Origin of the sequence: Thiohalocapsa sp. ML1 (assembly GCF_001469165.1) — a bacterium.
Classification (GTDB): Bacteria; Pseudomonadota; Gammaproteobacteria; order Chromatiales; family Chromatiaceae; genus Thiohalocapsa.
Genome location: NZ_JABX01000019.1, coordinates 1 through 26,953, shown reverse-complemented (window position 1 = coordinate 26,953; position 26,953 = coordinate 1). Strand labels below are relative to the sequence as shown.

The 26,953-nt window shown below is 69.0% G+C and carries 23 protein-coding genes; 15 read left to right on the top strand and 8 right to left on the bottom strand.

Annotated elements, in window-relative coordinates; genetic code table 11:
• Positions 1 to 14 precede the first annotated feature (14 nt).
• The 4 genes from ML01_RS13450 to ML01_RS13435 all read left to right on the top strand — a co-directional run bounded on the left by ML01_RS13450 (position 15) and on the right by ML01_RS13435 (position 4,646).
• Complete coding sequence (locus ML01_RS13450) at positions 15 to 1,574, top strand: alpha/beta hydrolase (RefSeq protein ID WP_254045248.1); 1,560 nt, start codon at positions 15 to 17, stop codon at positions 1,572 to 1,574.
• A gap of 105 nt (positions 1,575 to 1,679) precedes the next feature.
• Positions 1,680 to 2,801: a Fic family protein gene (locus tag ML01_RS13445; protein WP_058555920.1), complete on the top strand. Its 1,122-nt coding sequence runs from the start codon at positions 1,680 to 1,682 to the stop codon at positions 2,799 to 2,801.
• A 313-nt stretch (positions 2,802 to 3,114) separates the two neighbouring features.
• Positions 3,115 to 4,095: an ATP-binding protein gene (locus ML01_RS13440; RefSeq protein ID WP_216819176.1), complete on the top strand. Its 981-nt coding sequence runs from the start codon at positions 3,115 to 3,117 to the stop codon at positions 4,093 to 4,095.
• Entirely contained in the window at positions 4,092 to 4,646 is a 555-nt protein-coding gene (locus ML01_RS13435; protein WP_058555918.1) for a hypothetical protein, read from the top strand. Before ML01_RS13440 ends, ML01_RS13435 begins: the two co-directional genes overlap by 4 nt.
• Before the next feature lie 591 nt (positions 4,647 to 5,237).
• On the opposite strand, the gene ML01_RS28755 is transcribed toward ML01_RS13435, so the two are convergent.
• Together ML01_RS28755 and ML01_RS13430 are read right to left on the bottom strand one after the other, a co-directional pair.
• On the bottom strand, positions 5,238 to 5,402 hold the full coding sequence (locus ML01_RS28755; RefSeq protein ID WP_156427713.1) for a hypothetical protein: 165 nt from the start codon (positions 5,400 to 5,402) through the stop codon (positions 5,238 to 5,240).
• A 50-nt stretch (positions 5,403 to 5,452) separates the two neighbouring features.
• Entirely contained in the window at positions 5,453 to 6,580 is a 1,128-nt protein-coding gene (locus ML01_RS13430) for a S1C family serine protease (protein ID WP_058555917.1), read from the bottom strand.
• 367 nt (positions 6,581 to 6,947) lie between these two features.
• On the opposite strand from ML01_RS13430, the gene ML01_RS13425 reads away from it, so the two are divergent.
• From ML01_RS13425 to ML01_RS13395, 7 genes are all read left to right on the top strand, one after another.
• Positions 6,948 to 7,154: a DUF2892 domain-containing protein gene (locus ML01_RS13425; RefSeq protein WP_058555916.1), complete on the top strand. Its 207-nt coding sequence runs from the start codon at positions 6,948 to 6,950 to the stop codon at positions 7,152 to 7,154.
• Positions 7,155 to 7,309: 155 nt separating this feature from the next.
• Entirely contained in the window at positions 7,310 to 8,248 is a 939-nt protein-coding gene (locus ML01_RS13420) for an ABC transporter ATP-binding protein (protein ID WP_082674251.1), read from the top strand.
• Positions 8,249 to 8,353: 105 nt separating this feature from the next.
• The gene (locus tag ML01_RS13415) at positions 8,354 to 9,385 is read left to right on the top strand and encodes an ABC transporter permease (protein WP_058555915.1); all 1,032 of its coding nucleotides are present in this window, start codon (positions 8,354 to 8,356) and stop codon (positions 9,383 to 9,385) included.
• Positions 9,386 to 9,514: 129 nt separating this feature from the next.
• Positions 9,515 to 10,087 (top strand): Uma2 family endonuclease, encoded by a 573-nt coding sequence (locus tag ML01_RS13410; protein WP_058555914.1) that lies wholly within the window; start codon positions 9,515 to 9,517, stop codon positions 10,085 to 10,087.
• 286 nt (positions 10,088 to 10,373) lie between these two features.
• Positions 10,374 to 12,908 (top strand): phosphoenolpyruvate--protein phosphotransferase, encoded by a 2,535-nt coding sequence (gene ptsP / locus ML01_RS13405; protein WP_058555913.1) that lies wholly within the window; start codon positions 10,374 to 10,376, stop codon positions 12,906 to 12,908.
• Between the two features lie 40 nt (positions 12,909 to 12,948).
• On the top strand, positions 12,949 to 13,440 hold the full coding sequence (locus ML01_RS13400; RefSeq protein WP_058555912.1) for a hypothetical protein: 492 nt from the start codon (positions 12,949 to 12,951) through the stop codon (positions 13,438 to 13,440).
• Positions 13,441 to 13,516: 76 nt separating this feature from the next.
• Complete coding sequence (locus tag ML01_RS13395; RefSeq protein ID WP_058555911.1) at positions 13,517 to 15,631, top strand: PTS transporter subunit EIIC; 2,115 nt, start codon at positions 13,517 to 13,519, stop codon at positions 15,629 to 15,631.
• Positions 15,632 to 15,875: 244 nt separating this feature from the next.
• Here the strand turns inward: ML01_RS13395 and ML01_RS13390 are convergent, their stop codons facing one another.
• Complete coding sequence (locus tag ML01_RS13390; RefSeq protein ID WP_058555910.1) at positions 15,876 to 16,157, bottom strand: hypothetical protein; 282 nt, start codon at positions 16,155 to 16,157, stop codon at positions 15,876 to 15,878.
• Between the two features lie 219 nt (positions 16,158 to 16,376).
• Here ML01_RS13390 and ML01_RS13385 point away from each other — a divergent pair, with 219 nt between their 5' ends.
• Positions 16,377 to 16,769, top strand: coding sequence for a glutaredoxin (locus ML01_RS13385; RefSeq protein ID WP_058555909.1), 393 nt, complete (start codon positions 16,377 to 16,379; stop codon positions 16,767 to 16,769).
• 9 nt (positions 16,770 to 16,778) lie between these two features.
• Positions 16,779 to 17,330, top strand: coding sequence for a hypothetical protein (locus tag ML01_RS13380; protein ID WP_058555908.1), 552 nt, complete (start codon positions 16,779 to 16,781; stop codon positions 17,328 to 17,330).
• 82 nt (positions 17,331 to 17,412) lie between these two features.
• On the opposite strand, the gene ML01_RS13375 is transcribed toward ML01_RS13380, so the two are convergent.
• The 3 genes from ML01_RS13375 to ML01_RS13365 form a co-directional block, all read right to left on the bottom strand.
• A complete protein-coding gene (locus ML01_RS13375) occupies positions 17,413 to 17,829 on the bottom strand; it encodes a nuclear transport factor 2 family protein (protein ID WP_162268021.1) in 417 nt (138 codons plus the stop codon).
• Between the two features lie 243 nt (positions 17,830 to 18,072).
• The gene (locus ML01_RS13370) at positions 18,073 to 19,563 is read right to left on the bottom strand and encodes a DEAD/DEAH box helicase (protein ID WP_058555907.1); all 1,491 of its coding nucleotides are present in this window, start codon (positions 19,561 to 19,563) and stop codon (positions 18,073 to 18,075) included.
• 237 nt (positions 19,564 to 19,800) lie between these two features.
• A complete protein-coding gene (locus ML01_RS13365) occupies positions 19,801 to 20,247 on the bottom strand; it encodes a hypothetical protein (RefSeq protein WP_058555906.1) in 447 nt (148 codons plus the stop codon).
• Positions 20,248 to 20,631: 384 nt separating this feature from the next.
• On the opposite strand from ML01_RS13365, the gene ML01_RS13360 reads away from it, so the two are divergent.
• On the top strand, positions 20,632 to 22,647 hold the full coding sequence (locus ML01_RS13360) for an alkaline phosphatase D family protein (protein ID WP_058555905.1): 2,016 nt from the start codon (positions 20,632 to 20,634) through the stop codon (positions 22,645 to 22,647).
• A gap of 61 nt (positions 22,648 to 22,708) precedes the next feature.
• Here the strand turns inward: ML01_RS13360 and cmoB are convergent, their stop codons facing one another.
• Positions 22,709 to 23,698 carry a tRNA 5-methoxyuridine(34)/uridine 5-oxyacetic acid(34) synthase CmoB gene (cmoB, locus tag ML01_RS13355; RefSeq protein ID WP_058555904.1) on the bottom strand — a complete coding sequence of 330 codons (990 nt, stop codon included), beginning with the start codon at positions 23,696 to 23,698 and terminating at the stop codon, positions 22,709 to 22,711.
• Between the two features lie 28 nt (positions 23,699 to 23,726).
• Positions 23,727 to 24,464: a carboxy-S-adenosyl-L-methionine synthase CmoA gene (cmoA, locus tag ML01_RS13350; protein ID WP_058555903.1), complete on the bottom strand. Its 738-nt coding sequence runs from the start codon at positions 24,462 to 24,464 to the stop codon at positions 23,727 to 23,729.
• A gap of 183 nt (positions 24,465 to 24,647) precedes the next feature.
• Here cmoA and ppk1 point away from each other — a divergent pair, with 183 nt between their 5' ends.
• A complete protein-coding gene (gene ppk1, locus ML01_RS13345; protein ID WP_058555902.1) occupies positions 24,648 to 26,870 on the top strand; it encodes a polyphosphate kinase 1 in 2,223 nt (740 codons plus the stop codon).
• Positions 26,871 to 26,953: the final 83 nt, after the last annotated feature.

Here is a 26,953-nt window from a genome sequence, read left to right as displayed (position 1 = left end):
CCAACCGAGTGCCCGTGGCATCCCGGTGGCATCTCGCGCACGCGGTGGCGGCGGTGGCCGGGCTCGCGCTGATGCTGGCAGGGCTCGCCGGGCTCATCGATGCCCGCGGCGGACTCGACATCGACAGCACCCGCGTCGGCAGCGCGCCGGTGACGCTTTTTCAGGCCAAGTGCGCAGCGCCGGGGCCAGTCGTCGTCGTCGCCCACGGCTTCGCGGGCTCGCGCCAGCTCATGCACCCCTTCGCGGCGACCCTCGCCCGCAACGGCTACCGTGCCGTGGTGTTCGACTTTCCGGGCCATGGCCGCAACACCGCGCCGCTCGGCGGTGAGATCGGCGAGCCGGAGCGTGCCGATGCGCTGCTGGCGTCGCTGTCCGATGTGGTGGACTACGCCCGCGACCTGCCGGGCGGTGACGACGGGCTCGCGCTGCTCGGGCACTCCATGGCCGGCGACATCGCCACCCGTTACGCGAGCGCGCACCCCGGCGTGGACGCCATCGTCGCGGTGTCGCCCTACCTGTCCCTGCCGCTGGACCAGTTGCCGCTGGTGAACCTGCTCTTCGTCTACGGAGAGTGGGAGCCCGGCATTATCCAAGACCAGGGCCGCGAGGCGGTGGCCGCCGTCGCCGGCATCGATCCGGAGAGAGTAGACGCCGACGTCACCTACGGCAGCATGGACGACGGCAGCGCGCGCCGGCTGGTCATCGCCGACGCCGTCGAGCACATCGGCGTGCTCTACAGCGCCGCGTCGCTGCGCGCCGGGCTGGACTGGCTGGACGCCGTCTTCGGCCGCGCCGGCGCCGCGGACGCGGCTGACGCCGGCATCGACCACCGCGGCCCCTGGCTGGGGCTCTATTACCTGGGCGTGCTGCTGTTGGCCTGGCCACTGGCGCTCAAGCTGCCGATCGTGTCCGCGGCGCGCCAAGGCGCCGGCATGGCGACCGACTGGGGCTGGCGACGCTTCTGGCCCATCGCGGTGCTGCCCGCGGTGCTGACGCCGGTGCTGCTCTGGCCGATGCCGACGGACTTCCTGGCCATCGCCATCGGCGACTACATCGCGCTGCACTTCGGGCTCTACGGGCTGCTGACGCTGGCGCTCTTGTGGCGTGCCGGCGCCCTGCCGAGGCTGGGCGGCGCGTCCGTCGCGGCACTGCTCGGCGCCATCGCGCTCGTGGCGCTGTTCGAGATGCTCGCGCTGTCGCTGCCGACGGACCTGTTCGTCTCAAGCTACCTGCCCGCGCCGCACCGGCTCGGCACCGTTGCGGCGCTGTTCGCAGGCACGCTGATCTGGTTCACCGCCGATGAATGGCTGACGCGCGGCCCCCACGCCGCCCAGCTCGGCTATGCCTTCACCAAGCTGCTGTTCCTGGTGTCGCTGATGCTGGCCGTGGCGCTGAACCTGAACGAGTTGTTCTTCCTGGTCATCATCATCCCGGCCATCCTGATGCTGTTCGTGGTCTACGGCCTCTTCAGCGGCTGGATCTACCGCCGCACCGGCCAGCCGCTGGTGGCCGCCGTGACCAATGCCTTCGCGTTTGCGAGCGCCATCGCCGTGAGCTTTCCGCTGTTGGGTTGAGAAAGCGCCGCGAGGGCGCCCGTTTGCAGCCACCCGGCATCCCCAACGCTTGCCCCTGAAGCGATTGCCGCCCACAATCGCTTCAGCTTCTGGAGCGAATCCCCCGTGCAAGCGCGTCCGACCTGGATCTGGCAGCAGCCCGACTGGCCCCGCTTTCGCTGGGACGACGCGCGTCTTGCGCCGCTGCTTGCCCGCGCCCGTCTCAGCCAAGGCAAGGTGCTCGGCGCCGCCCGCCTGCTGGACACTGACCTCACCCGGGAGGCCGTGGCCGCCATCCTGGTGGAAGACGGCGTCACCACCAGCGCCATCGAGGGCGAGCGGCTCGACCCCGCCGCCGTGCGCTCCTCCGTCGCCCGCCGCCTGGGGCTCCCGACGGCCGGGCCGCCGACGCCGAGCCGCGCCGTGGACGGCCTAATCGACGTCCTGCTGGATGCGACCCGCCACCACGACCAGCCGTTGACGGTGGAACGTCTCTGCGGCTGGCAGGCGGCTCTGTTCCCGACCGGCTATTCCGGGCTCCACGCGATTCGAGCGGGCGCACTGCGGGGTGACGCACCGATGCAGGTCGTCGCCGGTGCCATCGACAAGGAGCGGGTGCACTTCGTTGCGCCGCCGCGCGACGGGCTGGAGGCGGCGCTGGCCGCATGTCTGGCCTGGATCAGCGAACCGCCCGCCACGCTCGACGGTCTGCTTCGCGCCGGCATCGCCCACCTCTGGTTCATCACGCTGCACCCCTTTGAAGACGGCAACGGCCGCCTGGCGCGGGCGCTCACCGACATGCTGCTGTGCCGGGACGAAGCGCAGCCGATGCGCCTGTTCAGCCTCTCGGCGCAATTCCTGCGCCAGCGCGAGGCCTACTACACCATCCTCGAACAGACCCAGCGCGATGGCTTGGACGTGTCAGACTGGCTCGCCTGGTTCCTGCAACAGGTGGAGGCCGCAGCGGACCAAGCCGAGCAGACCGTCGCCACCACCCTGGCCAAGGCCCGCTTCTGGCTGCGGCACCAGGGCACCGCTCTCAACGAGCGCCAGCGCAAGGTGCTCAACCGGCTGCTCGACGCCGGCCCCGGCGGCTTCGAGGGCGGCATCAACACCCGCAAGTACATGGGCCTCACCAGCACCAGCCGCGCCACCGCCTACCGCGAGCTGGCCGATCTGGTCGCGAAGGGCTGCCTGCTGCCCGCCGGCAAGGGCGGCAGGAGCAGTGCTTATGAGGTCGCGTGGTAGCGCCGACTCCGCCCATCGGCTCACCGCCATCAGAACCGCAGAGCCACCGTCGACGCCATCGTGCGTCGATTCGTTGAGTTGCGTCTTATCAAGAACCGCGAGTCGATGAGTTGCAGCGGTGATGCAGCCTGCGCCGGCTTGACCGCAATGCCGTCGTGATGCTCGCGGGCTCGGGGCTGCTGGCCGGCGTCCTGCACCGCCCCCCGAGATCCACGTGCGGGTTGCGCTATCATCCCCGTGACCGCAAGCGCTCAAAGGGCAGGCACAGGAGTGACACGTGATAGAGTCTACGAATCTGCGCAATTTCGGCCCCATGCACGATGTCGCATGGGCGGGGCTCGGGCCGATCAACTTGGTGATCGGTGAGAACGGCTCGGGCAAGACCTTTCTGCTGAAGGCGCTGTACGTTGCCATGCGCACGCTGGAGGGCTTCCGCCGCGGTGCGGATCAGAGCTCCCTCGCCGATATCCTCTGGCAGAAGCTCTATTGGACCTTTCAGCCGGATCGCATTGGCGACCTCGTGACCAAAGGCGCGGATGCGCCGCTGGCCTTCGCGATGACGCTGGGCGAGGAAGCATTTTCCTACCAATTCGGCAAGGACACCACCAAGCAGATCTCCCAAATCGCGAGCAGCGCGCCCAGGCTTGACAGCAATTCCGTGTTTCTTCCGGCGAAGGAGGTGCTGTCGCTGCATTCTGTCATTCTTGAGTCCCGCGAGCAGGATAAGGCGTTCGGCTTCGATGACACCTATCTCGACCTTGCCCGCGCGCTGCGGGTCTCGCCGACGCGCGGGCGCAATTTTGCGGAGTTTGCGCAATCGCGGGCCAGTCTGGAAGAGCTCTTGAACGGCAAGGTCGAGTACGACACGGATGGCGAGAAGTGGTACTTCCGGCGCGGCAATCAGAAGTTTCCCATCGGCGTTACGTCCGAAGGGACCAAGAAGATCGCCATTCTTGATACGCTGCTGGGCAACCGCTACCTGAGCCCGGAGTCAGTCATCTTCATCGACGAGCCCGAGTCTGCCCTGCACCCCGTAGCAATCTCGAAGCTGCTCGACATCATCGGCGTGCTCGCACGCCGGGGCATTCAGTTCTTTGTCGCCAGCCACTCCTACTTCGTGGTCAAGAAGCTGTTCCTCATTGCGCAGCAGGAGGGCATGTCGATCCCGATCATGTCGCACGCGGCCGATGTCGGATGGCTCGCGGCAGACCTGCGCGATGGCATGCCGGACAACCCGATCATCGACGAGTCGATTCGGCTCTACGAACAAGAGGTCGAGGTCAGCCTCGCATGACGAACCCGGAGCCCTTCGAAGAATCGGGCATGACGTTCGGGCCGTTTCCGCCCGGCTGCGCATTCCGCATCGAAAAGAGTTGTCTCTATCAAGCGATGAGCGGAGATGGCAGCGGCGTCAAGGTGGCCGAAATGCTGCTGCTCAGGGGCTCGTCGGAGGACAGGACGCCCGCGATCTGGATCATCGAGGCGAAGCAGAGCTTCCCGCGCCCCACCAGCCGAGCGGATTTCGAGAAGAACGTCGAGCGCATCCGGTGCAAGCTGGCGGATTCGTTGTCGCTGTTCTTTGCCATGCGACTCGGTCGCCATGCCGACGCGCTCGCGGAGTTGCCCGACCAGTTTCAGGCCGTTGATCCGGGCGCGGTAGACATCAAGCTGGTGCTGATCGTGAAGGGGCACCGCGAAAAATGGCTGCCGCCTCTGAACGACATGCTGAACAAGGCCCTGCGGCCGCTCGTGAGGGTGTGGGGGCTGAAGCCGACCGCGGTCACCGTAACCAATGATGATGGAGCACTGAGACATGGGTTGATTTCCGCTGTCGGCGTAACCTGAGCGCGACAGCGGCCATCGCGGTTGCGCTCAAGGCCCGCCCATACACTCGCCGCCCGCAATCGCCCCCCCCATAGCGCCCGCCGAAGTTGACCGCCATCGTCAGGCGCTCGCCGTTGTGCAGAACTTCGATCGTTACCTTCTCGCCGACCCCGTAGCCTCCAGCCGTTCGATGGGCTCTGCCATGGACTCAACCGGCGCGCCGTCGATACGCTGAAAGACATCGCCCGGGATCACGTCGCCGACGCCCGACACGCGGGTGTTTTGGAGACCGGCGCCCGCTGCCGGAGAAACTGCCCGACGCGTGGAAGATGGCGATGTTGATGCCGAGAGCCGACCCGCGCCGTCCAGCAGCGAGCCGCTGGAGTTGCGTGGGTTGCTTCTCGCGACACCGCTCCCGCGGTGTCGCGCATCTCCGGGCGCTCCGCGCCCGGTGCCTGGGCTGCGCCTGTGCTGGCTGGAAGCACCGGGGCGCAGAGCGCCCCCCCAGAGACGCGTAGCACCGCGGAGCGGTGTTACGAGAAAGGCGGTTCCAAGGGGGAACTCCGACTTCGACCGGCCCGTGCGCCGACTTCAGTCGGCCGGCCGCAGCAGCTAGCCAAGCAACGCCTGCCAGGTCGCGGCCGGCAGCCCCGCGTCAATGCCGAGGCTCGCGATGCGCTCATCGATCCCGGCGGGGTCGCGGGTCTCCGCGAGCAGCGCGCGGGCTTGCCCGATCCGCTCCGCCGCCAGGTCGAAGCTGGAGCCGCGGCGGCTCACCTCGATGATGGCCTGCGTGCGCTATCCCATGCGGTTAATGTCGCGCGCGCTCAATCCAACTCCCCATAGCGCCCGCCGAGGGTGACCTCCATCGCGAGGCGCTCGCCGTTGCGCAGCACGTCGAGCGTCACCTTTTCGCCGACCTCGTAGCCCTCCAGCCGTTCGATGAGCTCGGCCATGGACTTGACCGGCACGCCGTCGATGCGCTGAATCACATCGCCGGGGATGACGTCGCCGGAACCGGACACATGCGTACCCTGAAGCCCGGCGCGCGCCGCCGGGGACTGCGGCTCCACGCGCAGCACCAGGACGCCTTCGATGCCCAGCTCGGCCAGCAGCGGGCGGCCGATGTCGTCGTCGCCGTAGAAGCCGATGCGCGGGCGCACGTATTCGCCGTGAGCAATGAGCTGCGGCACGACGCGGTTCACCGTGTCCACCGGCACGGCGAAGCCGATGCCGGAGAAGCTGCCGGACGGGCTGAAGATGGCGGTATTGATGCCGATCAGCCGGCCCGCGCTGTCGAGCAGTGGGCCGCCGGAGTTGCCGGGGTTGATGGCGGCGTCGGTCTGGATCAGTCGGCGGATCTCGCCGGCCTGCTCGGAGGCGATGGTCCGATCGATGGCCGAGACGACGCCGGTGGTGAGGCTGTAGTCGAAGCCGAAGGGGTTGCCGATGGCGAGCACCTTCTGCCCCACCTTAAGGTCCGCGCTGCTGCCGACGGTGACCGGTTGAAGGCGCGCGGCAGAGGCGCCGATGCGCAGCACGGCGAGGTCATGCTCCGGGCTCGCGCCGACGAACTGGGCGTTGTAGCTACGCCCGTCGCCGAAGCCGACGCGGGCGCTGCGGGCCTCCTCGATGACGTGCCAGTTGGTCACCACGTGCCCCTTGCGGTCCCAGACCACGCCGGAGCCGGTGCCGCGGCGCACCTCGGTGAGATTGCGCGTCCACGGACCGGCGAGCGCCGCGGTGGTGGCAATGTAGGCCACCGACGGGCTCACGGTCTCGAAGATGGCGATGGTCGCCTGCTCGTCCCCCGCAAGCTCCCCGCGCGCGGCGACGACACGCGGCTCCGCCTGGATGCTGACGAACAGATCATCGAGCCAGGGCCGCGCCGCCAGCGACGCGAGGAACAGGATCGCGGCCCAGAACAGCAGGCGCGACATGTGGAAGCCGTTCATGGGTTTGGCGTGCGCTTTGGCAGGGGGTTAGCGTGAAGATTGAAAAAACTGCCGGGCGCAGGTGCAACCCGACGTCGGCGCGACCCCATCCGACATCAAGCATGTTGCCGTCCGGAGGCCCAGCAGCCTAACCCGTCCCGCCCTGAGCGCGATTGTCGGATCGCAAGGACTAATGGAACGCGGGCGAGTATACTCACCACGTCAGCGTCATGGTATTTGGCGGTAATCGGCGTGCCGCGCACCCATCCTCGCCCTATCCGACCCTGGGACGCCGTTATCTTCGGCGCTCCCCGCGCGCCGCGGAGTCGACTGCGGGGCGGACATTCGCGTGACCAAGCAACAACCAACGCAACCGGAGCTCTTACAGATGGTCAAGAACATTGGTATCCAGGATCGCAACATCCGCTACGCCGCAGGCGCCCTGCTGATTCTGGCAGGCCTTTTCCTCGGCATGAACTGGCTGCTGATCATCCTCGGCGCCGTCGCCGTCGGCACCGCCTACATGGGCACTTGCCTGGCCTACGTGCCGTTCAAGATCAGCACCATCAAGGACGGTGACAAGACCGGCCAGTAACGGCCAGCGACAGGCGGCTGCGCGCGTGTAAATCCCACCGCGCAGGCACGCAGCAAGGCCCCGGTGCGCGCCCGCGCGCCGGGGCCTTTTTTTGGTCTCAGCGGATGTAGCGGCGCACCGCTGTGCGCGCGCCGAATCGCCCCCACCTTGCCCGCATGCAAAGAGACCCAGTCAGCATCCCGGCCGCTTCATCAGAAGCCGCACCGGCCGCACCGGACCTGCTCATCGAGGCCCGGGCGCTGGTGAAGCACTTCCCAGGCGTGAAGGCCGTGGACGGCATCGGCTTCGGCGTGCGCCGGGGCGAGTGCTTCGGCCTGCTTGGGCCGAACGGCGCCGGCAAAACGACGACGCTGGAGATGCTGGAGGGCATCCAACAGCCCACCGCCGGGCAGGTGCTTTTCCGCGGGAAGCCCTTGGGCGAAGGCTTTCGCGAGGCGATCGGCATCCAGTTTCAGGCGACGGCGTTGCAGGATTTCCAGAGCGTCGGCGAGTCGCTGACCATGTTCGCGCGGCTCTACCAGCACACCGCGGACCGCGAGGAGCTGATCCGGCTCTGCAATCTGCGCGAGATCCTGTCCCGCGACACCCGCAAGCTCTCCGGCGGCCAGCGCCAGCGGCTGCTGCTCGCCATCGCGCTCGTGAACGACCCGGACTTGGTGTTTCTCGATGAGCCCACCACGGGGCTCGATCCGCAGTCCCGGCGCAACTTCTGGGGGCTGATTGAGACCGTGCGCGCCCGCGGCAAGACCGTGCTGCTCACCACGCACTACATGGAAGAGGCCCAGCGGCTCTGCGACGAGATCGCCATCGTCGACCACGGCCGCATCATCGCCCAAGGGGCGCCGATGGCGCTGGTGCGCGAGCACTTCGCCGCCGCCGTCGTGCGCCTGCCCGCCGACGCCTGGCCCGCCGACGAGCCGCTGCCCGACTACGCGACCCGCGCCGACAACGAGATCGAGCTGCACACGGACGACGTACCGCCGGTGCTCGACTACCTGGAGCGCATCGGCGCCGGGCTGACGGCGCTGCGGGTCGAGACGCCTAGTTTGGAAGACCTGTTTCTCAAGCTGACGGGACATAGTCTGCGGGCTTAAGCCGCAAGGGCCGAGGGCCAAGGGCCAAGGGTACCGACATGCTCTTCCTTGGCCCTTGGCCCTTGGCCCTTGGCCCTCGCTTGCAGCCTGCATAGGAATCGCCCCATGTGGAAACGCGTTGCCGCCATCCTCATCGCCCGCAACCGCGAGTTCTACCGCGACAAGGCCGGGCTCATCTGGAACATCATGATGCCGGTCATGATGATCGTCGCCTTTGCGTTCATCTTCGGCGGCGGGCCGGAGGACCTGTTCAAGGTCGGCGTGCTCGGCGATCCGCAGACGGCCACCGACGAGTCCGGCTTCCTCGCAACGCCGTACCTCGATTTCGTCCCGCTCGCGGACGAGCCCGCGGCCGTGACCAAGGTCGCCCGGCACCAGCTCGACCTGCTCATCGACGCGCGCGGCGCCGGCGGCAGCATCACGGGCTACTGGGCGAATCCGGAGTCGCCGAACGGGCAGATCGTGGAGCGGCTCCTGATCGGCGCCCATGCCACCGCCGGGCTGCCGCCGCCGGAGCGACGCACCGCCGCCGGCGACGCGCTCAGCTACGCCGACTGGGCGCTGCCCGGCGTGCTCGCGATGAACGTCATGTTCTCCAGCCTGTGGGGCGTCGGCTGGGTTGTGGTGCGCTATCGCAAAAACGGCGTGCTGCGCCGGCTCAAGGCGACGCCGCTCAAGCCCCTGGAGTTCCTGTCCGCGCAGGTGCTCTCGCGGCTGTTGGTCGTCATGGCCTCCAGCACGGTCGTCTATCTCGGCGCGCTGGTGATCCTGGACTTTCCGATGCGCGGCTCCTACGCCGCGCTTGCGCTCATCTACATCGCCGGCGCGCTCAGCATGATCAGCCTGGGTCTGCTCGTGGCCGCGCGCCTGCGCACGGAGGAGCTCGCCGACGGGCTCCTCAACCTCATGGCTTGGCCGATGCTGCTGCTCTCCGGCGTCTGGTTCTCGATGGAAGGCACCAGCACCGCGGCGCAGTGGCTCTCGCAGCTCATGCCGCTGACGCATGTCGTCGGCGCCGCCCGCGGCATCATGATCGACGGCGCCGGCGTGCTGGACGTGCTGCCGGAGCTGCTCCTGCTGCTGACGCTGGCGGCAGCACTGCTCGCGGCGGCGGCACGGCTCTTCCGCTGGGAGTAACACGCTACGGCGAGGCGCCTGGGCGTTAAGATGATCCCGGCAGGCCGCCGTCCACTGACGAGACGTCAAGCCCGGCACCCCGGTCCGCCGCCAACCGCCGCCTCAACCGATCAGATCCAGGCAAGCGAAATGAGCGCGCATCCTCAACAACGCCCGACCCTGTACGAACAGCTTGCAGCCCTGCCCCCGGGCCTGACCGGGGAGATCCTCGACGGCCAGCTCCATACCCAGCCGCGCCCGACCGGCCCGCATGTCTTCACCGCGTCCGAGCTGGGTTACGAGCTGATCGGCCCGTTCGAGCGGGGGCGCGGGGGACCGGGCGGATGGTGGATCATCGACGAGCCCGAGCTGCACTTCATCTGCAACGCCGAGGTCGATGTGCCGGACTTGGCCGGCTGGCGGCGCGCACGCATGCCGACCTTGCCGGAAGGGCACCGTTTCACCGTCGTGCCGGACTGGGTCTGCGAGGTGCTTTCGCCCGCCACCGAGAGCAAGGACCGCGACATCAAGATGCCGATCTACGCCCGGTTCGGCGTGGCTTGGGCCTGGTTGATCGATCCCGGCAAGCACACCCTGGAAGCCTATGCGCTGAAAGACGGCACTTGGCGGGAGATCGGGCGCTTTGCCGGGGCGGCGCGCGTGTCGGTGCCACCGTTTGCGGCCGCCGAGATCGCCCTCGACGATCTTTGGGCGCCCACTTGAACCTCGCCCCGTCTCGCGCGTTGCTGCCGCTTCCGCCTACGCCGGTCTTCGCAGCGTCGCGGCCAGCGCCTTCGTTCCGGCGTCAGGCCAGGATGGGCTGACGACAGGCTCGGCCACGGCTGTGGATGGGGGTTTCGGCCAAGGCTCGCCCGCCGGAAGGCGCAACTGTCGTCCTTTATCGGGCACGTAAACCCCGCCCGTTTCGGGCTAAACTCCGTCCGGCTGACGACGAATAACAACGCAGCCCGGCCGGTCGCCGGGCGACGGCATCCATGAGGAGGAAGCCTTGGCCAGCATTCGCTTGCAGGCGCCGCTCACCGGCGTCGTGGTGCCGCTGGAGCAGGTACCGGACCCGGTCTTCGCGCAGAAGATGGTCGGCGACGGGGCGTCCATCGACCCCATCGACGAGCTGCTGCTCGCGCCCTGCGACGGCCGCATCACGCAACTGCACAAGGCGCACCACGCGGTGACGCTGACCACGGCCGACGGCATCGAGGTGATGATGCACATCGGCCTGGACACCGTGCACCTGAAGGGTGCGGGCTTTCGGCCCCGGGTCGCCGAGGGCGATGCGGTGCGCACCGGCGACCCGCTGATCGAATTCGACGCGGACTTCCTCGCGACCCACGCCAAGAGCCTGCTGACGCAGGTGCTGGTGACCAATGTCGAGCGCGTGACCTCGCTGGCGCGCGCCTCGGGCATGGTCAAGGCGGGCCGGGATCTGTTCCTGACGCTGGAGACGACGGCCGCCGGCGAGGCGGCGCAGGCCGCCGGCAAGACGGCGAGCTCCGAGGCCATCCTGATCCCCAACCCCACCGGCCTGCACGCGCGCCCGGCGGCGGTGCTGGCGAATCTCGCCAAGCGCTACGCATCGCGCGTGCTGCTGCGTCGCGGCGACGACGAGGCCAACGCCAAGAGCGTCGTCTCCATCATGGGCCTGGAGGTGGCGCAGCACGACAAGGTGGTGCTCATCGCCACCGGCGCGGATGCCGAGGCCGCCATCGCCGCGCTGGCAGCGGCGCTGGCCGCCGGGCTCGGCGACGAGGGCACGGCCCCGGCCCGGGCGCCGGCGACGACGGAGCCGGACCCCGCCAATGCGCCGCCGCCTCGCCCGCGCTCCGATGACCCGAACCTCCTGCTCGGCGTCGCCGCGTCGCCGGGCTTGGGCGTCGGGCGCGTGTTTCAGTTGCGCCGGGACGAGGTCCAGGTGACGGAGGCGGCCACGGATGAGCCCCGCATGGAGCGCCGCCGGCTGGAGGACGCCATGGAGTACGCGAAGAACGAGCTGGAGGCCCTGCAGGCGGAATTGCACGCCAAAGCAGACCCCGCCAAGGCGGCGATCTTCGCCGCCCACCAAGAGCTGCTCGGCGACCCGGACCTGCTCGACATCGCCGACAGCGCCATCGCCAAGGGCAAGTCCGCCGCCTTCGCCTGGCAGCGCGCCTACAGCACCCACGCCGAGCGCCTCGCGCAGCTCAAGAACGAGATCATGGCCGGCCGCGCCGCGGACCTGCGCGACGTCGGCCGCCGCGTGCTCGGCATCCTGACGGGCCAGCCCGTGCAGGAGCCGGACATCCCGCAGGGCGCCATCCTCATCGCCGAGGACCTCAGCCCGTCCGATACCGCGAAGCTCGACCCGGCCAAGGTGCTCGGCTTTGCGACCGTCGGCGGCGGCGCCACGTCGCATGTGGCCATCCTTGCGCGCGCGCTCGACATCCCCGCCGTCGCCGGCATCGAGCCACGCGCGCTGGACTTGGCCGAGGGCCAGGAGGTGATCCTGGACGGCGCCAAAGGCCAGCTCCGCATCAACCCGGACCCGGCGGAGGTGGACCGCATCCTGACGGTCAAGCAGGGGCTCGCCGAGAAGAAGGGCGCCGACCTGGCCGCCGCGCACGCGCCCGCCGTCACCACGGATGGACATCGGGTCGAGGTGGTCGCGAACATCGGCGGCATTGAGGATGCGCGCAACTCGGTGCCGCTCGGCGGCGAGGGCGTCGGGCTCTTGCGCTCCGAGTTCCTGTACCTGGAGCGCCAAACGGCGCCGACCGAAGACGAGCAGACGCAGATCTACGCCGACATCGCCACCGTGCTGGAGGGCCGCCCGCTCATCATCCGCACGCTCGACGTCGGCGGCGACAAGCCCCTGCCCTACCTGCCGATGCCGCGGGAGGAGAACCCCTTCCTCGGCATCCGCGGCGTGCGCATCGGGCTCGACAAGCCCGAGATCCTGCGCACCCAAGTGCGGGCCATCCTCAGGGCAAGCGCAACGCCGGGCGCGAAGCTGCGCATGATGTTCCCGATGATTGCGACCATCGACGAGATCCGCGCCGTGAAGGGTCTCGTGGAAGAGGAGCGCGCGCACGTGCCGGACGCGGGCGAGGTCGAGCTCGGCATCATGGTGGAGGTGCCGTCCACCGCCGTCATGGCGCGGCAGTTCGCGAAGGAGGTCGCGTTCTTCTCCATCGGCACCAACGATCTCACCCAGTACACGCTGGCCATGGACCGCGGCCATCCGAAGCTCGGCGCCAAGGCCGATGCACTGAACCCGGCCGTGCTCCGCCTCATCGCGCTGACCTGCGAGGGCGCCCACGCCGAGGGCAAGTGGGTCGGCGTCTGCGGCGGTGTCGCGAGCGACCCGCAGGCGGTGCCGATTTTGGTGGGCATCGGCGTCGATGAGCTCTCCGTCAGCGTGCCCGCCATCCCGGCCGTGAAGGCCGCCGTGCGCGAGCGCTCGCTGAAGGACTGCCGCGCGCTGGCCGGGCAGGCGCTCGACTGCGCCACCGCCGCCGACGTGCGCGCCTTGGTGCCGAGCGCCTACTGATCCAACCCGCCGGGACACCTTGCCATCTGAGGACACCGCCATGCATCCACGGCACCACCCCGCCGCCGCACGCCTCGCCATCGCTGCGCTGTTGGCCTGCCCGTGCGGCCTGTCGGTCGCGGCGGACGCGCCGATGTACCGCTGCCAGCAGGGCGACGAGGTGATTTTCTCGCAGGAGCCCTGCGGGCCGGATGCACGCGCCATCGACGTGCAGTACGACGCACCGAGCGCCGCCGAGGCCGCCGCCGCGGACCAGGCGGCCGCGGCCGCACAGTCTGCGGCCGCGGCCGGCGTCGCGGACATCGAGCGCACCCAGCGCATCGAAGGCCTGGAGCGCGAGATCCGTCACTTGCAGGCCGAGCGCGACCGCGCCGTCAACGCGCTCGCCATCGAGCGCCAGCAGGGCACCGAGGAGCGCGCCGACGCGACCCACGGCATCGAGCTGCGGGGCGAGATGCGCGCGACGAACGACGACTACAACGCGCGCATCGAGGCGCGGGAGATCGAGCTGCAGCAGCTCCTCGCCCAATAGCCCAGCGGGCGCGGCGCCCCGGCGCCGACGGACACGGCGCGCACCGAAGCGCCAATGCACAGCGGAGACAACGACAATGAAGCCGAAAGCACTGAACCCGAAAGCAGTCTGGGATGCAGGCTTCGCGAACCTGCAGAAGATCGGCAAGGCGCTGATGCTGCCGGTGTCGGTGCTGCCGGTGGCGGGCATCCTGCTCGGCGTCGGCAGCTCGCTCGCGAACGCCGAAGGCCTGCCCGGATGGCTCGTCGCCGTCGGCGAGGTGATGGCCGCCTCGGGCGGGGCCGTGTTCACGATCCTGCCGCTCATCTTCGCCATCGGCGTCGTGCTCGGCTTCACGAAGAACGACGGCGTTGCGGCCATGGCGGCCACGGTCGGCTACTTCGTGCTCATCGCGGCGCTCGGCGTCATCGGGCTCATGTTCATCCAGTGGTTCGCCCCGGCGGAGGCCTTGGACTACCGGGACGGCAACGGCAACAGCGCCTACATCGAATACGACGCAGCGCGGGAACGCTTCGTCTGCCTGGATGCGGACGGCCGCACCCTCGGCAAGGTCCGCGTCGATGAAAGCGACGGCGAGGCGATCGTCTGCGGCAGCGGCAGCGACGCCGTGAGCGTGCCCTATCGCATCGCCGAGGCCGACGCGGCCGGCGGCGGCGCGCTCGCTTACTACGCCGCGGCAGGCGGCGCGGAGGCGCCCTTCCCCGTCGCGCGCAGCCGCGCGGAGATCAAAGAGGTCATGGGCATCGAGTCCATCGACACCGGCGTCTTCGGCGGCATCCTGATCGGCCTCATCGCCGCATCGCTGTTCAACCGCTACTACCGCATCCAATTGCCGGCCTACCTCGGCTTCTTTGCCGGCAAGCGCTTCGTGCCCATCGTCGTGTCCTTCGCGGCCATCGGGCTCGCGGCGGTGCTGGCGCTGGTCTGGCCGCCCATCGGCGGGGCCATCCGCGTGTTCGGCGACTGGGCGGCCTACGGCAACCCGGCGGCGGCGGTCACCATCTACGGCGTGGTCGAGCGCATGCTGCTGCCTTTCGGCCTGCACCACATTTGGAACGTGCCCTTCTTCTTCGAGGTCGGTACCTACATCGACCCGAAGACGGGTGAGGCGGTGCACGGCGTCATCAGCCGCTACTTCGCGGGCGACTATGCGGCGGCCATCCTCGGCGGCGGCTTCGTGTTCAAGATGTTCGGCCTGCCGGCGGCGGCGCTGGCCATCTACCACACCGCCCGGCCCGAGCATAAGGCACGCATCGCCGGCATCATGGGCTCGGCGGCGCTGACGAGCTTCCTAACCGGCATCACGGAGCCGTTGGAGTTCGCCTTCCTGTTCGTCGCCCCGCTGCTCTACGCCGCGCACGCGGTGCTGGTGGGCATCGCGTATCTGGTCACTTATCTGCTGGACGCGCGGCTCGGCTACAGCTTCAGCCACGGCTTCATCGACTTTGCGCTGTACTGGGTGAACAACATCCGGCCCTGGGTCGTGCTGCTGCTGGGACCGATCTTCGCGCTCGTCTACTACGTCGTCTTCCGCACGCTGATCCTCAAGTTCAATCTCAAGACCCCGGGCCGCGAGGTCGAGACCGCCGGTGCCGAAGACTACAAAGACATCGTGGCCGACGACTTTGCGAAGGAGCTGGTGCTCGCCTTCGGCGGCAAGAGCAACATCAAGGCGCTCGACGCCTGCATCACGCGGCTGCGCGTCGAGGTGGCGGACATCGGCAAGGCCAACCCGGACAAGCTGAAGGCCCTCGGCGCCGCCGGCGTGGTCGTCGTCGGCAACAACCTCCAGGCCATCTTCGGGCCGAAGTCGGACAACCTGAAGACGGACATGGAGGAGTACCTCGCCCACGCCGGCCCGGAGGCCGAGCTGCCCACCGGCGCCGCCGCCCCCAAGGTCCATTACAAGGCGGACGATCTGCTGCCGCGCGCCCGGGACCCGCAGGCCCCGCAGAAGGCCCGTGCCATCATCGCGGCCCTCGGCGGCACGGACAACATCCGGCTCACCGAGGCCGCCGCCGAGACACGGCTGCGTATTGCGCTCGACGACGAGGCCAAGCTCGACGAGCCGGCGCTCGCCGCCGCCGGCGTCGTGGCCGTCATGCACCTGCCGGACAAGGTGCTGCACCTGATCGTCGGGCTGAACGCCGATCAGTACGCCGCGGAGATGAAGGGGGCGTTGGCGGGGTAGCGGCCGAGACCGGCCGCGGCAAGCTCCGCGGCCATGCACCGCCACGGCCGCCTGCAACCGATGCCGAAGCCTACGCTTCGCGGTCGGGGCAGGCCAGCTTCAGCCCGAATGGAACGAAGACTTGGAAGTCTTGGGTATTGACAGTCAAGAACTCGGCCCCGGCGCGTATGGCAACGGCCGCGATCAAGGTGTCGGTCTTGAGGGTCCGCCGCCGTCCGGCCTGGTTGTACAGGGTCGAGGTGGATCATCCGTGCCAGCGGGTCCGCGCCAAGTCGTCTTCGCGGCGTGCCTCCCGCAACGTCGCGATGAGCTTCTCTGTCTCCTCTCGACTCCTCGGTGCGGGATGGGAGCGGTAATGGGCCAGCACCCCTGCCGGCGACGGATCATCGACAGCGGCCTCCGAGGCGGCGGCACGCCTCACAGAGCGGCGGATAACCTCCGCCTGCGATACCTCCCAAGTCGCCGCGAGCCTCCGGATCAGGTGCGCCGTCTCGGGGTCCAGTGCGTATGTCGAGCGATCAGACATGATGGCCTCGGCTTTCCTCCGTCTCTTGGCAGAGCAGTATGGCATGACGCGATGGCGCGCCTCTAAGGCGCATCGGATTCCATCGGCCTGTCGCGATGCATGGGCGGTTACAATGCGCCCCCGCGCTCGCGGCACCGGTGCGGAACCCACCCTCCACACGCGCGTCGAAACCGTTCATGCCGCCGCCGCGCGCCGCCAGCACATCACGAGGTCTTATCCATGCTGCTCAAAATCGCCCGCGAAGGGCTCGGACGCGCCATCGCGTTCATCGATCACGCCACCCGCCCGACGCCCATGCAGCGCACGCCCGAGGCGCAAAGCCAAGTGGCGGAGGCCGTCGCGTCCATGGCGCTGTATCAGTACTTCGCCTGCCCCTTCTGCATCAAGACCCGCCGGGCGCTGCACCGGCTGAACCTACCCATTGAGCTCCGCGACGCGCAGCGCGACCCCGAGCACCGCGCCACGCTTGCCCGCGAGGGCGGGCGCATCCAGGTGCCGTGCCTGCGCGTCGATGGGCCGGACGGCACGCAGTGGCTGTACGAGTCGAACGACATCATCGGCTTTCTGCAAGCGCGCTTCGGTGCGGATGCGGTGGCGGAGCAGGCGGGCTGAGGCGCCCTCGTGGACAGCGCGGCGAAGACCGCCCCGAGCCCGCGGCACCTGCCGACGGGGCTCGGCATCGCGCTGCTGCTCTGTTCTGCCGCCGCCGCTGGGGCGGACGCCCCGCCGGACGCCCCGGCGGACGCCGTGGCAGAAAGCCCAGCGCCGGTGCCCGGCATCCCGTTCGCGACCGACATCGAGACGCTGGAGCCCATTCCGCTGCGCCGCGCCATCTCCCGCGCGGAGGGTCGCATCAGCGATATTGGGAAGAACCGCGCTGCGGAGCTGAACGGGCTTGAGGCCGCCGTCGGGCTCGCCGAGGCGCGCACGGCCGCGGCCACCGAGACAGCCGAGCCGAGCGCGGACACCGCCACCGCCCCGGACAGCCGCTCCGATCCGCTGCTCGACCCGGCCGAGCGGGCCGAGCGCCGACGCGCCATCCTGAGCCGCTACGCCGGCGAGCTGGCCGAGGCCCGCGCCGAGCTCAAGGCGCTGCTCAAGCAGCAGGCGCGCATCGACCCCGACGCGCCCGATCAGCAGCGGCTGCCGGAGGCGGCCACCGCCGGTAGGTGAGGCCGGGAGCAAGGGCCAAGGCGGGCTTCCTTGGCGCTCGGCCCTCGGCCCTCGGCCCTCGCCCCTCCGACGCTTAGGTGTTTCAGTCCTCAGGCTCGAACAGCAGCCGCCAGCGGTAGGGATCGAACCAGAGCTCGATGCGCGTAATGGCGCCGTCGGCGACCGTCGCCCACTGCACGGCGCGGGTGGACACGCGCTCGCTGAGCTGGGTGTCGAGCACCAGCCAGTGGCAGACATCGGCACCGTCCACGAAAACCCGCCGACGCTCAATGCCGCGCAGGATGCCGCCCGTCATCATGATGTACTCAAGGAAGGCGGCCCGATCGGCGATGTTGGCGATGGGACTTTCGTAGCGAAAGCCGCCAGTCGCAATCAGACCAGCGACCGCGTCGTGATCATGCGACGCCAGCGCGTCGAGATAGCGCTCGACGACGACTTGTGGGGCTTGGGGCGCCTGGATAACTGAGGGTTCGGTGCCTGGGGCGGCATCGTGCGGCATCTTCGGGCTCCGGTCCACGGACGTGACGACAGAGCCCGATTCTAACGGGAACACCGCGGCAACGCGGTAGCGCGCTTGGGAATCGGCGGCTCCCATGGCCGATCAGCGCGGAAGACGGTCGGCATCCGGACCAGGAGGGCCAACGAGAAAGGCCAAGGGCCAAGGGCTTGCTCCTTAGCCCTCGGCCCTCGGCCCCCAAACGGTCTCGCGGCAAGCCCTGACGACGCAGAGCCCGCGCCGCTCTCAGTCGTCGCGCCCGCCACCCAGCAACGCCGGCACCTCGCGGCGGCGACCCGGCCGGCCATGCCTGGGCGTGCGGGAGTCATCGCCGCTCGGCTTGCGATGCACGTAGCCGTGCTTGGCCGGTTGCGCAGTGCCGCGCTCGCCGTTGCCCTGGGACCGGGCACCAGCGCCACCCGCGACCTGGCGCTCGCCAGCCTGTCCGGCGCCGCGGCCTTGGCGAGCACCCTGCCCGTCGTTGCCGCGCCGGGGCGCGCCACCCTGATCGGATCGCCCATTGGATCGCCCGCCGGCGCGCTGCCCGCCGCCGCCGCGCAGGATCGGCTCTGCCGGGATGCGCGGGTCCGGCGCGTAGCCGTCGAGCACCACCTTCGGCACCGGGCGCCCGAGCACCCGCTCGATGTCGCGCAGCAGCTTGTGCTCATCAACGCACACCAGCGAGATGGCCTCGCCCTCGTTGCCGGCACGGCCCGTGCGGCCGATGCGGTGGACATAGTCCTCCGGCACGTTCGGCAGCTCGTAGTTGACCACGTGCGGCAGTTGGTCGATATCGAGCCCGCGGGCGGCGATGTCGGTGGCCACCAGCACGCGCACGTCGCCGGCCTTGAAGCCAGCCAGCGCCCGCGTGCGCGCGCCCTGGCTCTTGTTGCCGTGGATGGCCGCGGCGCTGAGGCCGTCCTGCTCCAGTTGCTCAGCCAGGCGGTTGGCGCCATGCTTGGTGCGGGTGAACACCAGCACCTGACGCCAGTCGTTGCTGCCCACCAAGTGGCTCAGCAGCTCGCGCTTGCGCTGGCGGTCCACCGGGTGCACCACCTGGCGCACGAGCTCGGCGGCGGTGTTGCGGCGCGCCACCTCGATGAGCTTGGGGCTGTTCAGCAGGCGATTCGCAAGATCCTTGATCTCGTCGGAGAAGGTCGCCGAGAAGAGCAGGTTCTGCCGGGACTTCGCGGCCGGCAGCAGCGCGAGCACGCGGCGGATGTCGTGGATGAAGCCCATGTCGAGCATCCGGTCCGCCTCGTCGAGCACCAGGATCTCGACCCGCGACAGGTCCAGCGTGCCCTGCCCTGCATGATCCAGCAGCCGGCCGGGGGTCGCGACCAGGATATCCACGCCGCGGCGCAGGCGGTCGATCTGCGGATTGATCTTGACACCGCCGAAGATGACGGCCGAGGTCAGCGGCACATGGCGGCCGTAGGTCTCGACGCTCTCCTGCACCTGCGCCGCAAGCTCGCGCGTCGGCGTCAGCACCAGCGCGCGCACGGGGCGCAGTCCACGTCGGCCGGCGGACGGAGCGGGCCGCGCCAGCAGCCGATCGAGCAGCGGCAGTGTGAAGCCGGCGGTCTTGCCGGTGCCGGTCTGGGCGCCGGCCAGCACGTCGCTGCCGGCGAGGATAATCGGGATGGCCTGGCGCTGAATCGGCGTCGGCTCGGTATAGCCCTGCTCGCGCACGGCACGCAGTAGGGCCTCAGAGAGACCCAAAGCATCAAAAGACATCGGACGGACTCCAGTGTCGCCCGCCTGGCATCGCGCGCAATGGATGCGCCGCGTGGCCTGGAGCCGGTCCGGGCTGGTGTAAAGGCTTGCTTGGCAGAAACGAGAGCTGCGGGCCGGGGGCTTGCCCCCAAGACGCCCCGCAGGGCAGCACGAACGGCTGAAGCGGGATTCGGCGGCAGTGACCTTATGGGCGGCGCCGCGGTGGTGCCGACCGGTAAGGCACCCGAGCGCGCAAGCCTACCAGAAACCAATCTCCGCTGTCCGGGATTCTCGCCAAGGCGCGGGCTCCGTGCGTAGCCAGGGCTTCCAGCCCTGGTGGTGCCAGGCCAGGATGGCCTGACTAAGCAGGCGACCGCTGCTGCGCTCGGAGTTATGATCAAGGCCGTTTCGGGTATGTACATCGGTCGCACCCAGACGCGCAACACGGCCACCGGCGAGCGCTATTCCACGCATCGCCTGGTGCGCTCCGAGTGGGCCCGCGTTCGCCGCGGCGGCGGCGTGGTCGATGCGCGCGAAGACGGTGAGGCCGCGGGCCTCCACCTCCGCCTGGAGCTTGTCCATGGTGGCGGCGGCATCGTGGGGGCTTTCGAGCACGCGCACGCCCGCGGCGGCCCCGACGGGGAGCGCGTGCAGGGCGAGCAGGGTCGTGGCGGCGAGGGCAAGGCTGGTTCTCGGTGCGTGCATGGCGGTTCTCCAGGCTCGATGACAGTGGCGGGTGCGCCGGGGCGAGCCGTCAAGCACAGATCGCGGCAGGACTAGCGCGCATGCCTGACCGACGCCGGCTGGCGGCAGACGGTCATCGCTTGGGGGGGTTGTCACGCAATCTCATCGATCACGCTGGGCCCCTCGCTTGGTCAACATTGTGATCAACCAGGGCAGGTGGCGCGAAGAGCGCTGAGCAGGGATGCGACCGCCTTGTCAGGCAACCACTTCACCCGGCCCACCTGCGGTCAGGGCCTTGATGACTGGCTTGGCGTGTGCTTTTCAACGAAGGCTGTTCTTTGTGCGACTCCCGAACCGCCAACGAGTATCCGACGGGCGCACGCCCATCGAATGATGTAACCGATCATGCCGAATACTGCCGCCTTACCGCTGGTCTGGGCCGGGCCCATCCTGCGTCGCGTGAGCCGCGACCGGATCAGCCTCTGGCTCGCGGTCCGCGAGCCCGTGCGTGCGCGCCTGGAGCTAGCACCGCAACCGCAACAGGAAGCGCTGCCGGCACCCGACCATGGCCAGCCGCAAGCGCAGACCTACATCTTGGAGCCCGGCGATCCATCCTGCCGACGACTGCGCGCCGGCAACACGCTGCACTATCTTCTGATCGACCTGACGCTGACTCACCCGCTTCCAGCCGAGCAGTGGATTGCCTATCGCTTGGACTTGATGCCGCTCGCCGAACCCGAGCAACCTTGGCAGGACAGCGCAATCTGGGCGGCTGATCTCTGCTATCCAGGCCGGTCATCGCCAGGCTTCAAGGTGCCGGGACAGGTTCGCTCCCTGCTGCATGGCTCCTGTCGCAAGCCGCATCATCCAGGCGGGGATGGACTGGCGCGGGCTGACCGCCTGCTTGCCGATCTGCTGGCCGGCTCGCCAAGCCCGGCAGCGCCGAATCCATCAACCGCCACGGCGCAGGATGCGGACGCGGCGCCGGCCTGGCCATCGCTGTTGATGCTCTCCGGCGATCAGGTCTACATGGACGATGTCGCCGGCCCGATGCTGCGCGCGATCCACGCGCTGATCAAGCGCCTCGGCCTGCCGGACGAGTCGCTGCCGGAGCTAACGCAGAGCGGGGTAGTCGATGCCCGCTCGCTCTATGCGCACCCAGCGGGCTACTACCGCCGCGAGCGGCTGCTGCCGCGGCAGCGCCGCAATGCGGACCTGCTCAAGGTGCTGTTCGGCGGCGTCGAGAAACCGATCTTCACCAGCGCCAATGCCCACAACCACCTGATTACCCTGGGCGAGATGCTGGCGATGTACCTGCTGGTGCTCTCGCCCGCGCCCTGGCGAGGGCTCGATCTTGATCCACCCTCCAGCCTGACGGCGGCGCAACGGGCACAGTTTGTGCGGGAGCATGCAAGACTCGGCGCCTTCATCGCCGCGCTGCCGGCCGTGCGTCGCCTGCTCGCCCATCTCCCGGTAGCGATGATCTTCGACGATCACGACGTCACCGATGATTGGAACCTGAGCCGCGCCTGGGAAGAAGTCGCCTACGGCCATGCGCTCTCGCGGCGGGTGATCGGCAATGCCCTGATCGGCTATCTGATCCATCAGGGCTGGGGCAACCGCCCCGAGGCCTTCAGCGATGAGCTCCTCGGAGCCCTGCAACGCAGCCTCGATCATCCCGGCAGCGCCGAGCACGAGGCCTGCGTGCAGCGCCTGTTGCGCTTCGGCGATTGGCATTATCACTGGCCGACGACGCCACCGCTGATCGTCATCGACAGCCGCACCCATCGCTGGCGCTCGGAGTCGCTGGCGAGCAAGCCGTCTGGTCTGCTGGACTGGGAGGCGCTGACCGATCTGCAGCAGCGTCTGCTTGGCCTGCCGGCGGTGCTGCTGGTCTCGCCGGCGCCGATCTTCGGCGTCAAGCTGATCGAGACCATCCAACGCATCTTCACCTGGCTCGGCTACCCGCTGATGGTCGATGCCGAGAACTGGATGGCACATCCGGGCGCGGCACACACATTGTTAAATATCTTCCGCCATCCGCAGACACCCGAGCACTTCGTCATCCTCTCTGGCGACGTGCATTACTCCTTCGTTTACGACGTCGAGCTGCGCGGAAACCGCCGCGGACCGGAGGTGTGGCAGATCACCAGCAGCGGCGTGCGCAATGCCTTCCCGGAGCGCCTCCTCACCGTGCTCGATCGGCTCGATGACTGGCTCTTTGCTCCGAGCTCACCACTGAATGTCTTTACGCGCCGACGGCGCCTGCGCATCCAGCCGCGCAAGCCGGAGGGGGCCGCAAGGGCTCGACGCCTGCTCAACGGCAGCGGCATCGGCTTGGTGGAGTTGGACGCCGACGGCCGACCCTGGCGGATTCGCGAGCTGCTCGCCGATGGGCCGAGCGTGCTCTTCCCTCTGTAGTCATGGTGAGAAACTGCATCCAGCACTGGACCGCGTCGTCGCTCGGGCGCCGCTCGCGTGGTCAGCGCTCGGCCAAGAGCAGCGCCCGCGTTGGCGCCGGATGGCCTTCGACAGTGCGGCTCGGGTCGGCGGGGTCGAGACACGCGGCGAGGGACTCGAAGCGCATCCACGGGGTGCTGCGCTGCTCGTCCGTCGTCGTGCGGGTGACGTCGGCCACGGCAATGCGCCGGAAGCCCGCCTCCGCGAGCCAGCCGCACAGCACATCAAGGCCGGGAATCGCATGCACGTTGCGCATCCGTGCATAACGACCCGGCGGGTGTAGCAGATCTGTCGCGCCTGCGCCGGGCCGGCGCCCGTCCAGCACCAGCGTCTCAAGCACCAGCTCGCCGCCGGGGCGCAGTGCCTGGTGCAGACTCGCGAGGTGCGCGGCGGCATCCCGGCGATGGTAAAGCACGCCCATGCAGAGCACCGTGTCGAAGGCGCCCGCGGCCGGCAGGTCCGTGTCCGCCGCCGGCAGCACGGCGACGCGGTCCTGCCGCAGATAGCGGTTGACGGCGAGAAACTGGAGCACGAACCTGAGCGTCGGGTCGATGCCGAGCACCAGTGCCGCGCCGGCGCCGAGCGCCCGATAGCCGTAGTAGCCGTTGCCGCAGCCGACATCGAGCACGCGCCGGCCGGCGAGCGGTGCGGCGGCCTCGGCGAGCCGCGCCCACTTCCAGTCCGAGCGCCATTCCGCGTCGATGTGGATGCCATGCAGGCAGAACGGGCCCTTGCGCCAGGGATGCAGCGCGTCGAGGCCGGCCCGCAGCGCGGCCCGCGTCGCGCTGTCCGGCGGTGCGCCCGGCGTCGCGCCGACGCAGGGGACGTTGAGCCGGACGGCAGCGGGGGCGATGTCCGGCAGTGCGTCCAGCGCCGCGAGCCAGGCCGGCAGGTCGCCGTGGCGCTCGGGGCGCAGGCGCTCTGCCGTGAGCGCCCGCAGCGGGGCGGCCCAAGCGGCGGCGGGTGTGGCGGCGAGGCGGCGGAAAAAGGGCTCGAACAGCGGCGCTGTCATGCGCGTCCGCCAACCCGCAGCACCGGCATCAGCGCGCCACCCAGCCGACGAAGTTGAGACACTGAAACCAGCGCTCGACAAAGCGGAAGCCGGCCCCGCGCAGCCGTTGCTCGTGGGTCTCGATATCGTCCGGGATCAGCACCTGCTCCAGCGCGGCGCGCTTGCGGGCCATCTCCATGTCGCTGTAGCCCTGCGCGCGCTTGAAGTCCTGGTGCAGCTCGTCCATCAGCATGTCGATGTCGCGGTCGGGCCAGACCACCTTCTCCACCAGGATCAGCGCACCGCCGCGCACCAGCCCCTTGCGCAGGCGCTTGAGCAGGTGGAACCGCGAGCGCTGCGGCACGAACTGGAGCGTCAGGTTCAGCACGATGAGCCCGGCGTCGGCGACCGGCACGTCCGCAATGTCCGCGCAGACAGGCGTGATGCGCCCCGCCGCCACCGGCGCCGCGAGCCGCGCGCGCAACCCGTCGAGCATCGCCGGCGCATTGTCGACGGCGACGATGCGCGCCTCCGGCAGTCGCGCCAGCAGCGCCGCCGAGGTCACCCCCAGGGAGCAGCCCAGGTCGTAGATGGGCCGCCCCGGCACCGCGACCCGCACCGCCAAGAGCCCGATGGCGCGCAGCAACTCGGGCCAGCCGGGCACGGAGCGGCGGATCATGTCCGGGAAGACCTGGGCCACGGCGGCATCAAAGACGAAGTCCGTCAGCGGTGTGGCCGCCGCAAACAACGCATCCGTGGGGTCGATGAGATCAGTAGGCTCGGGCATCGATGGCTCCGCAGTGGCAGGCGGCCGCGAGGGCCTCGCGCGCTCAGGCGACCTGGGCGGGTCGGGCCGGCCGCCGCCCGGGGCCTGCCCGCGATTCACTAAACCAAAACACAAGCGCCCATCGGTATTGCTACGATAGTCCGTTGTCAGCGCTGTCCACAGCCCACCGGAGCAATACTACAGATGAACGACACCGCCCCTGCCCAGGCCCTCGACGACGGGTCAGATCTCGCCGTGGACAGCGCCTCCGCCGCACCTGCGGCCCCGATGAACCTCGAAGACCCCGCGTTGTACCTCAACCGGGAGCTCACCTGGCTCGCGTTCAACCGCCGCGTGCTGCACGAGGCGGAGGACCCCCGCACGCCGCTCCTGGAGCGGGTCAAGTTCCTGGCCATTGTCAACAACAACCTCGACGAATTCTTCATGAAGCGCATCGGCGGGCTCAAGCAGCAGATCGCCGCCGGCGTGCATACGGCCACCGTGGACGGGCGCACACCGCTCCAGCAGGTGGCGCAATGCCGTGCCGTGCTCGCCGAGATGCAGGCGGACCAAGAGCGCATCTTCCATGAGCTGATCGCGGAGCTCGCCGAGCACGACATTCGCCTCGTCACCATCGACGGGCTGCCAGAGGACGCCCGCGCCCAACTGCGCGAGCAGTTCCGTCGCGAGATCTTCCCGATGATCACGCCGCTGGCCATGGACCCGGCGCACCCCTTCCCATTCATCTCGAACCTGGCCCTGAACGTGCTTGTGACGCTGCGCTACCCCGGCGGCGGCGAGGCCTACATGGCACGCGTCAAGGTGCCCGTCAGCAAGGACATCAGCAAGCGGCTCATACGTGTCGAAGGCGCCAACACCTTCGTCACGCTGGAGGACCTCATCGTCAACAACCTCGACATGCTGTTCCCGGGCATGGACATCGATAGTTGCGAGCTCTTCCGCGTGACGCGCAACGCCATCGTCGAGCCCGACCAGGAGGCCGCCAACGACCTCTTGGAGCTGATCGAGACAGAGCTGCGCGAGCGCCACTTCGCGCCCATCGTGCGCCTGGAAGTCCAGGCCGGCATGGAGAAGGTGCACCGCGGCATGCTCGCCGCGGAGCTCGGCCTGAACGAGGACGAAGATGTCTACGAAGTCCCCGGCATGATGGCCAAGCGGGACCTGTTCGAGCTGGCGGGGCTCGACCTTCCGGCGCTCCGCGACAAGCCGCATCGCCCCGGCGACCACCCCGTGCTCGGCAACGACCGGCGCAACATCTTCCACATCATCCGCGAGGCCGGGCCGCTGTTGCTCCAGCACCCCTACGAGTCCTTCGCCACCACCGTCGAGCGCTTTCTGTCCACCGCGGCAAAGGACCCGAAGGTGCTCGCCATCAAGATGACCCTGTATCGCACCTCCGGCGGGGCGATTCTGGACTCGCTCATCACCGCCGCGCAGAACGGCAAGCAGGTGGCGGTGCTGGTGGAGCTGAAGGCGCGCTTCGACGAGGCCGCCAACATCGGCTGGGCGCGGCGGCTGGAGGCCGAGGGCATCCATGTCACCTACGGCGTCATGGGGCTCAAGACCCACAGCAAGCTCATCTTCGTCGTGCGCCGAGACTATTCGCAACTGCGCCGCTACTACCACATCGGCACCGGCAACTATCACGGCGGCACGGCCAAGCTCTATACCGATCTCGGCATGCTCGGCTGCGACGAGAACATCGGCCAGGACTTAACCGAGCTGTTCAATTACCTCACCGGCTATTCACCACCGCCGAGCTACCGCAAGATCCTCGCCGCGCCCTATACGCTCAAGCGCGGCATCCTCGGCAAGATCGAGCGCGAGATCAGCATCCACGAGGAACAGGGCGGCGGCGGCCACATCCAGATGAAGATGAACGCGCTGGAGGACGCCGACATCGTCCGCGCGCTGTACAAGGCCACACGCGTCGGCGTGAAGCTGGATCTCATCGTCCGCGACACCTGCCGCTTCCGCCCCGGCATTCCGGGCCTGAGCGAAACGGCGCAGGTCATCAGCATCGTCGGCCGGTTCCTGGAGCACGCGCGCATCCTGTACTTCAGGAACGGCGGCGACGAGGAATACTACATCGGCTCTGCCGACATGATGGGTCGCAACCTCGAGAGCCGCGTCGAGGTGCACGCGCCGGTGGAAAGCCCGGAGCTGCGCCAGGAGCTGAGGCTCATCCTCGACGTGCAGCTCGCCGACAAGCGCTCCGCCTGGGACATGGACGCCGCCGGCAGCTACACCCAGCGCACGCCGGACGAGACCAACTCAAAGGGCGCGCAAGAGACCTTGATGGGCGTCGCCGAAAAGCGCCTCGCCGCCGCCGCCAAGCACAAGGAAAAGACGCTGCGCTCGCGGCTCCTGAGCCACTTCGAGCGGCGCGTGGCGGAGAAGGGCTGACGGCCTTGATCATCGTACCGGCCGCGATGACCCGAGGTTCTGCTCGTGACACCGCTCCTGCGGTGTCACGCGCTCTTCGGCGC

What these genes read in the sequence shown, in the direction of transcription:
- ML01_RS13440 (WP_216819176.1), top strand. Translation starts at nt 3,115, where the DNA reads ATGCACGATGTCGCATGGGCGGGGCTCGGGCCGATCAACTTGGTGATC.
- ML01_RS13435 (WP_058555918.1), top strand. Translation starts at nt 4,092, where the DNA reads ATGACGAACCCGGAGCCCTTCGAAGAATCGGGCATGACGTTCGGGCCG.
- ML01_RS13430 (WP_058555917.1), bottom strand. Translation starts at nt 6,580, where the DNA reads ATGAACGGCTTCCACATGTCGCGCCTGCTGTTCTGGGCCGCGATCCTG.
- ML01_RS13425 (WP_058555916.1), top strand. Translation starts at nt 6,948, where the DNA reads ATGGTCAAGAACATTGGTATCCAGGATCGCAACATCCGCTACGCCGCA.
- ML01_RS13420 (WP_082674251.1), top strand. Translation starts at nt 7,310, where the DNA reads ATGCAAAGAGACCCAGTCAGCATCCCGGCCGCTTCATCAGAAGCCGCA.
- ML01_RS13415 (WP_058555915.1), top strand. Translation starts at nt 8,354, where the DNA reads ATGTGGAAACGCGTTGCCGCCATCCTCATCGCCCGCAACCGCGAGTTC.
- ML01_RS13410 (WP_058555914.1), top strand. Translation starts at nt 9,515, where the DNA reads ATGAGCGCGCATCCTCAACAACGCCCGACCCTGTACGAACAGCTTGCA.
- ML01_RS13400 (WP_058555912.1), top strand. Translation starts at nt 12,949, where the DNA reads ATGCATCCACGGCACCACCCCGCCGCCGCACGCCTCGCCATCGCTGCG.
- ML01_RS13395 (WP_058555911.1), top strand. Translation starts at nt 13,517, where the DNA reads ATGAAGCCGAAAGCACTGAACCCGAAAGCAGTCTGGGATGCAGGCTTC.
- ML01_RS13390 (WP_058555910.1), bottom strand. Translation starts at nt 16,157, where the DNA reads ATGTCTGATCGCTCGACATACGCACTGGACCCCGAGACGGCGCACCTG.
- ML01_RS13385 (WP_058555909.1), top strand. Translation starts at nt 16,377, where the DNA reads ATGCTGCTCAAAATCGCCCGCGAAGGGCTCGGACGCGCCATCGCGTTC.
- ML01_RS13375 (WP_162268021.1), bottom strand. Translation starts at nt 17,829, where the DNA reads ATGCCGCACGATGCCGCCCCAGGCACCGAACCCTCAGTTATCCAGGCG.
- ML01_RS13370 (WP_058555907.1), bottom strand. Translation starts at nt 19,563, where the DNA reads ATGTCTTTTGATGCTTTGGGTCTCTCTGAGGCCCTACTGCGTGCCGTG.
- ML01_RS13365 (WP_058555906.1), bottom strand. Translation starts at nt 20,247, where the DNA reads ATGCACGCACCGAGAACCAGCCTTGCCCTCGCCGCCACGACCCTGCTC.
- ML01_RS13360 (WP_058555905.1), top strand. Translation starts at nt 20,632, where the DNA reads ATGCCGAATACTGCCGCCTTACCGCTGGTCTGGGCCGGGCCCATCCTG.
- cmoB (WP_058555904.1), bottom strand. Translation starts at nt 23,698, where the DNA reads ATGACAGCGCCGCTGTTCGAGCCCTTTTTCCGCCGCCTCGCCGCCACA.
- cmoA (WP_058555903.1), bottom strand. Translation starts at nt 24,464, where the DNA reads ATGCCCGAGCCTACTGATCTCATCGACCCCACGGATGCGTTGTTTGCG.
- ppk1 (WP_058555902.1), top strand. Translation starts at nt 24,648, where the DNA reads ATGAACGACACCGCCCCTGCCCAGGCCCTCGACGACGGGTCAGATCTC.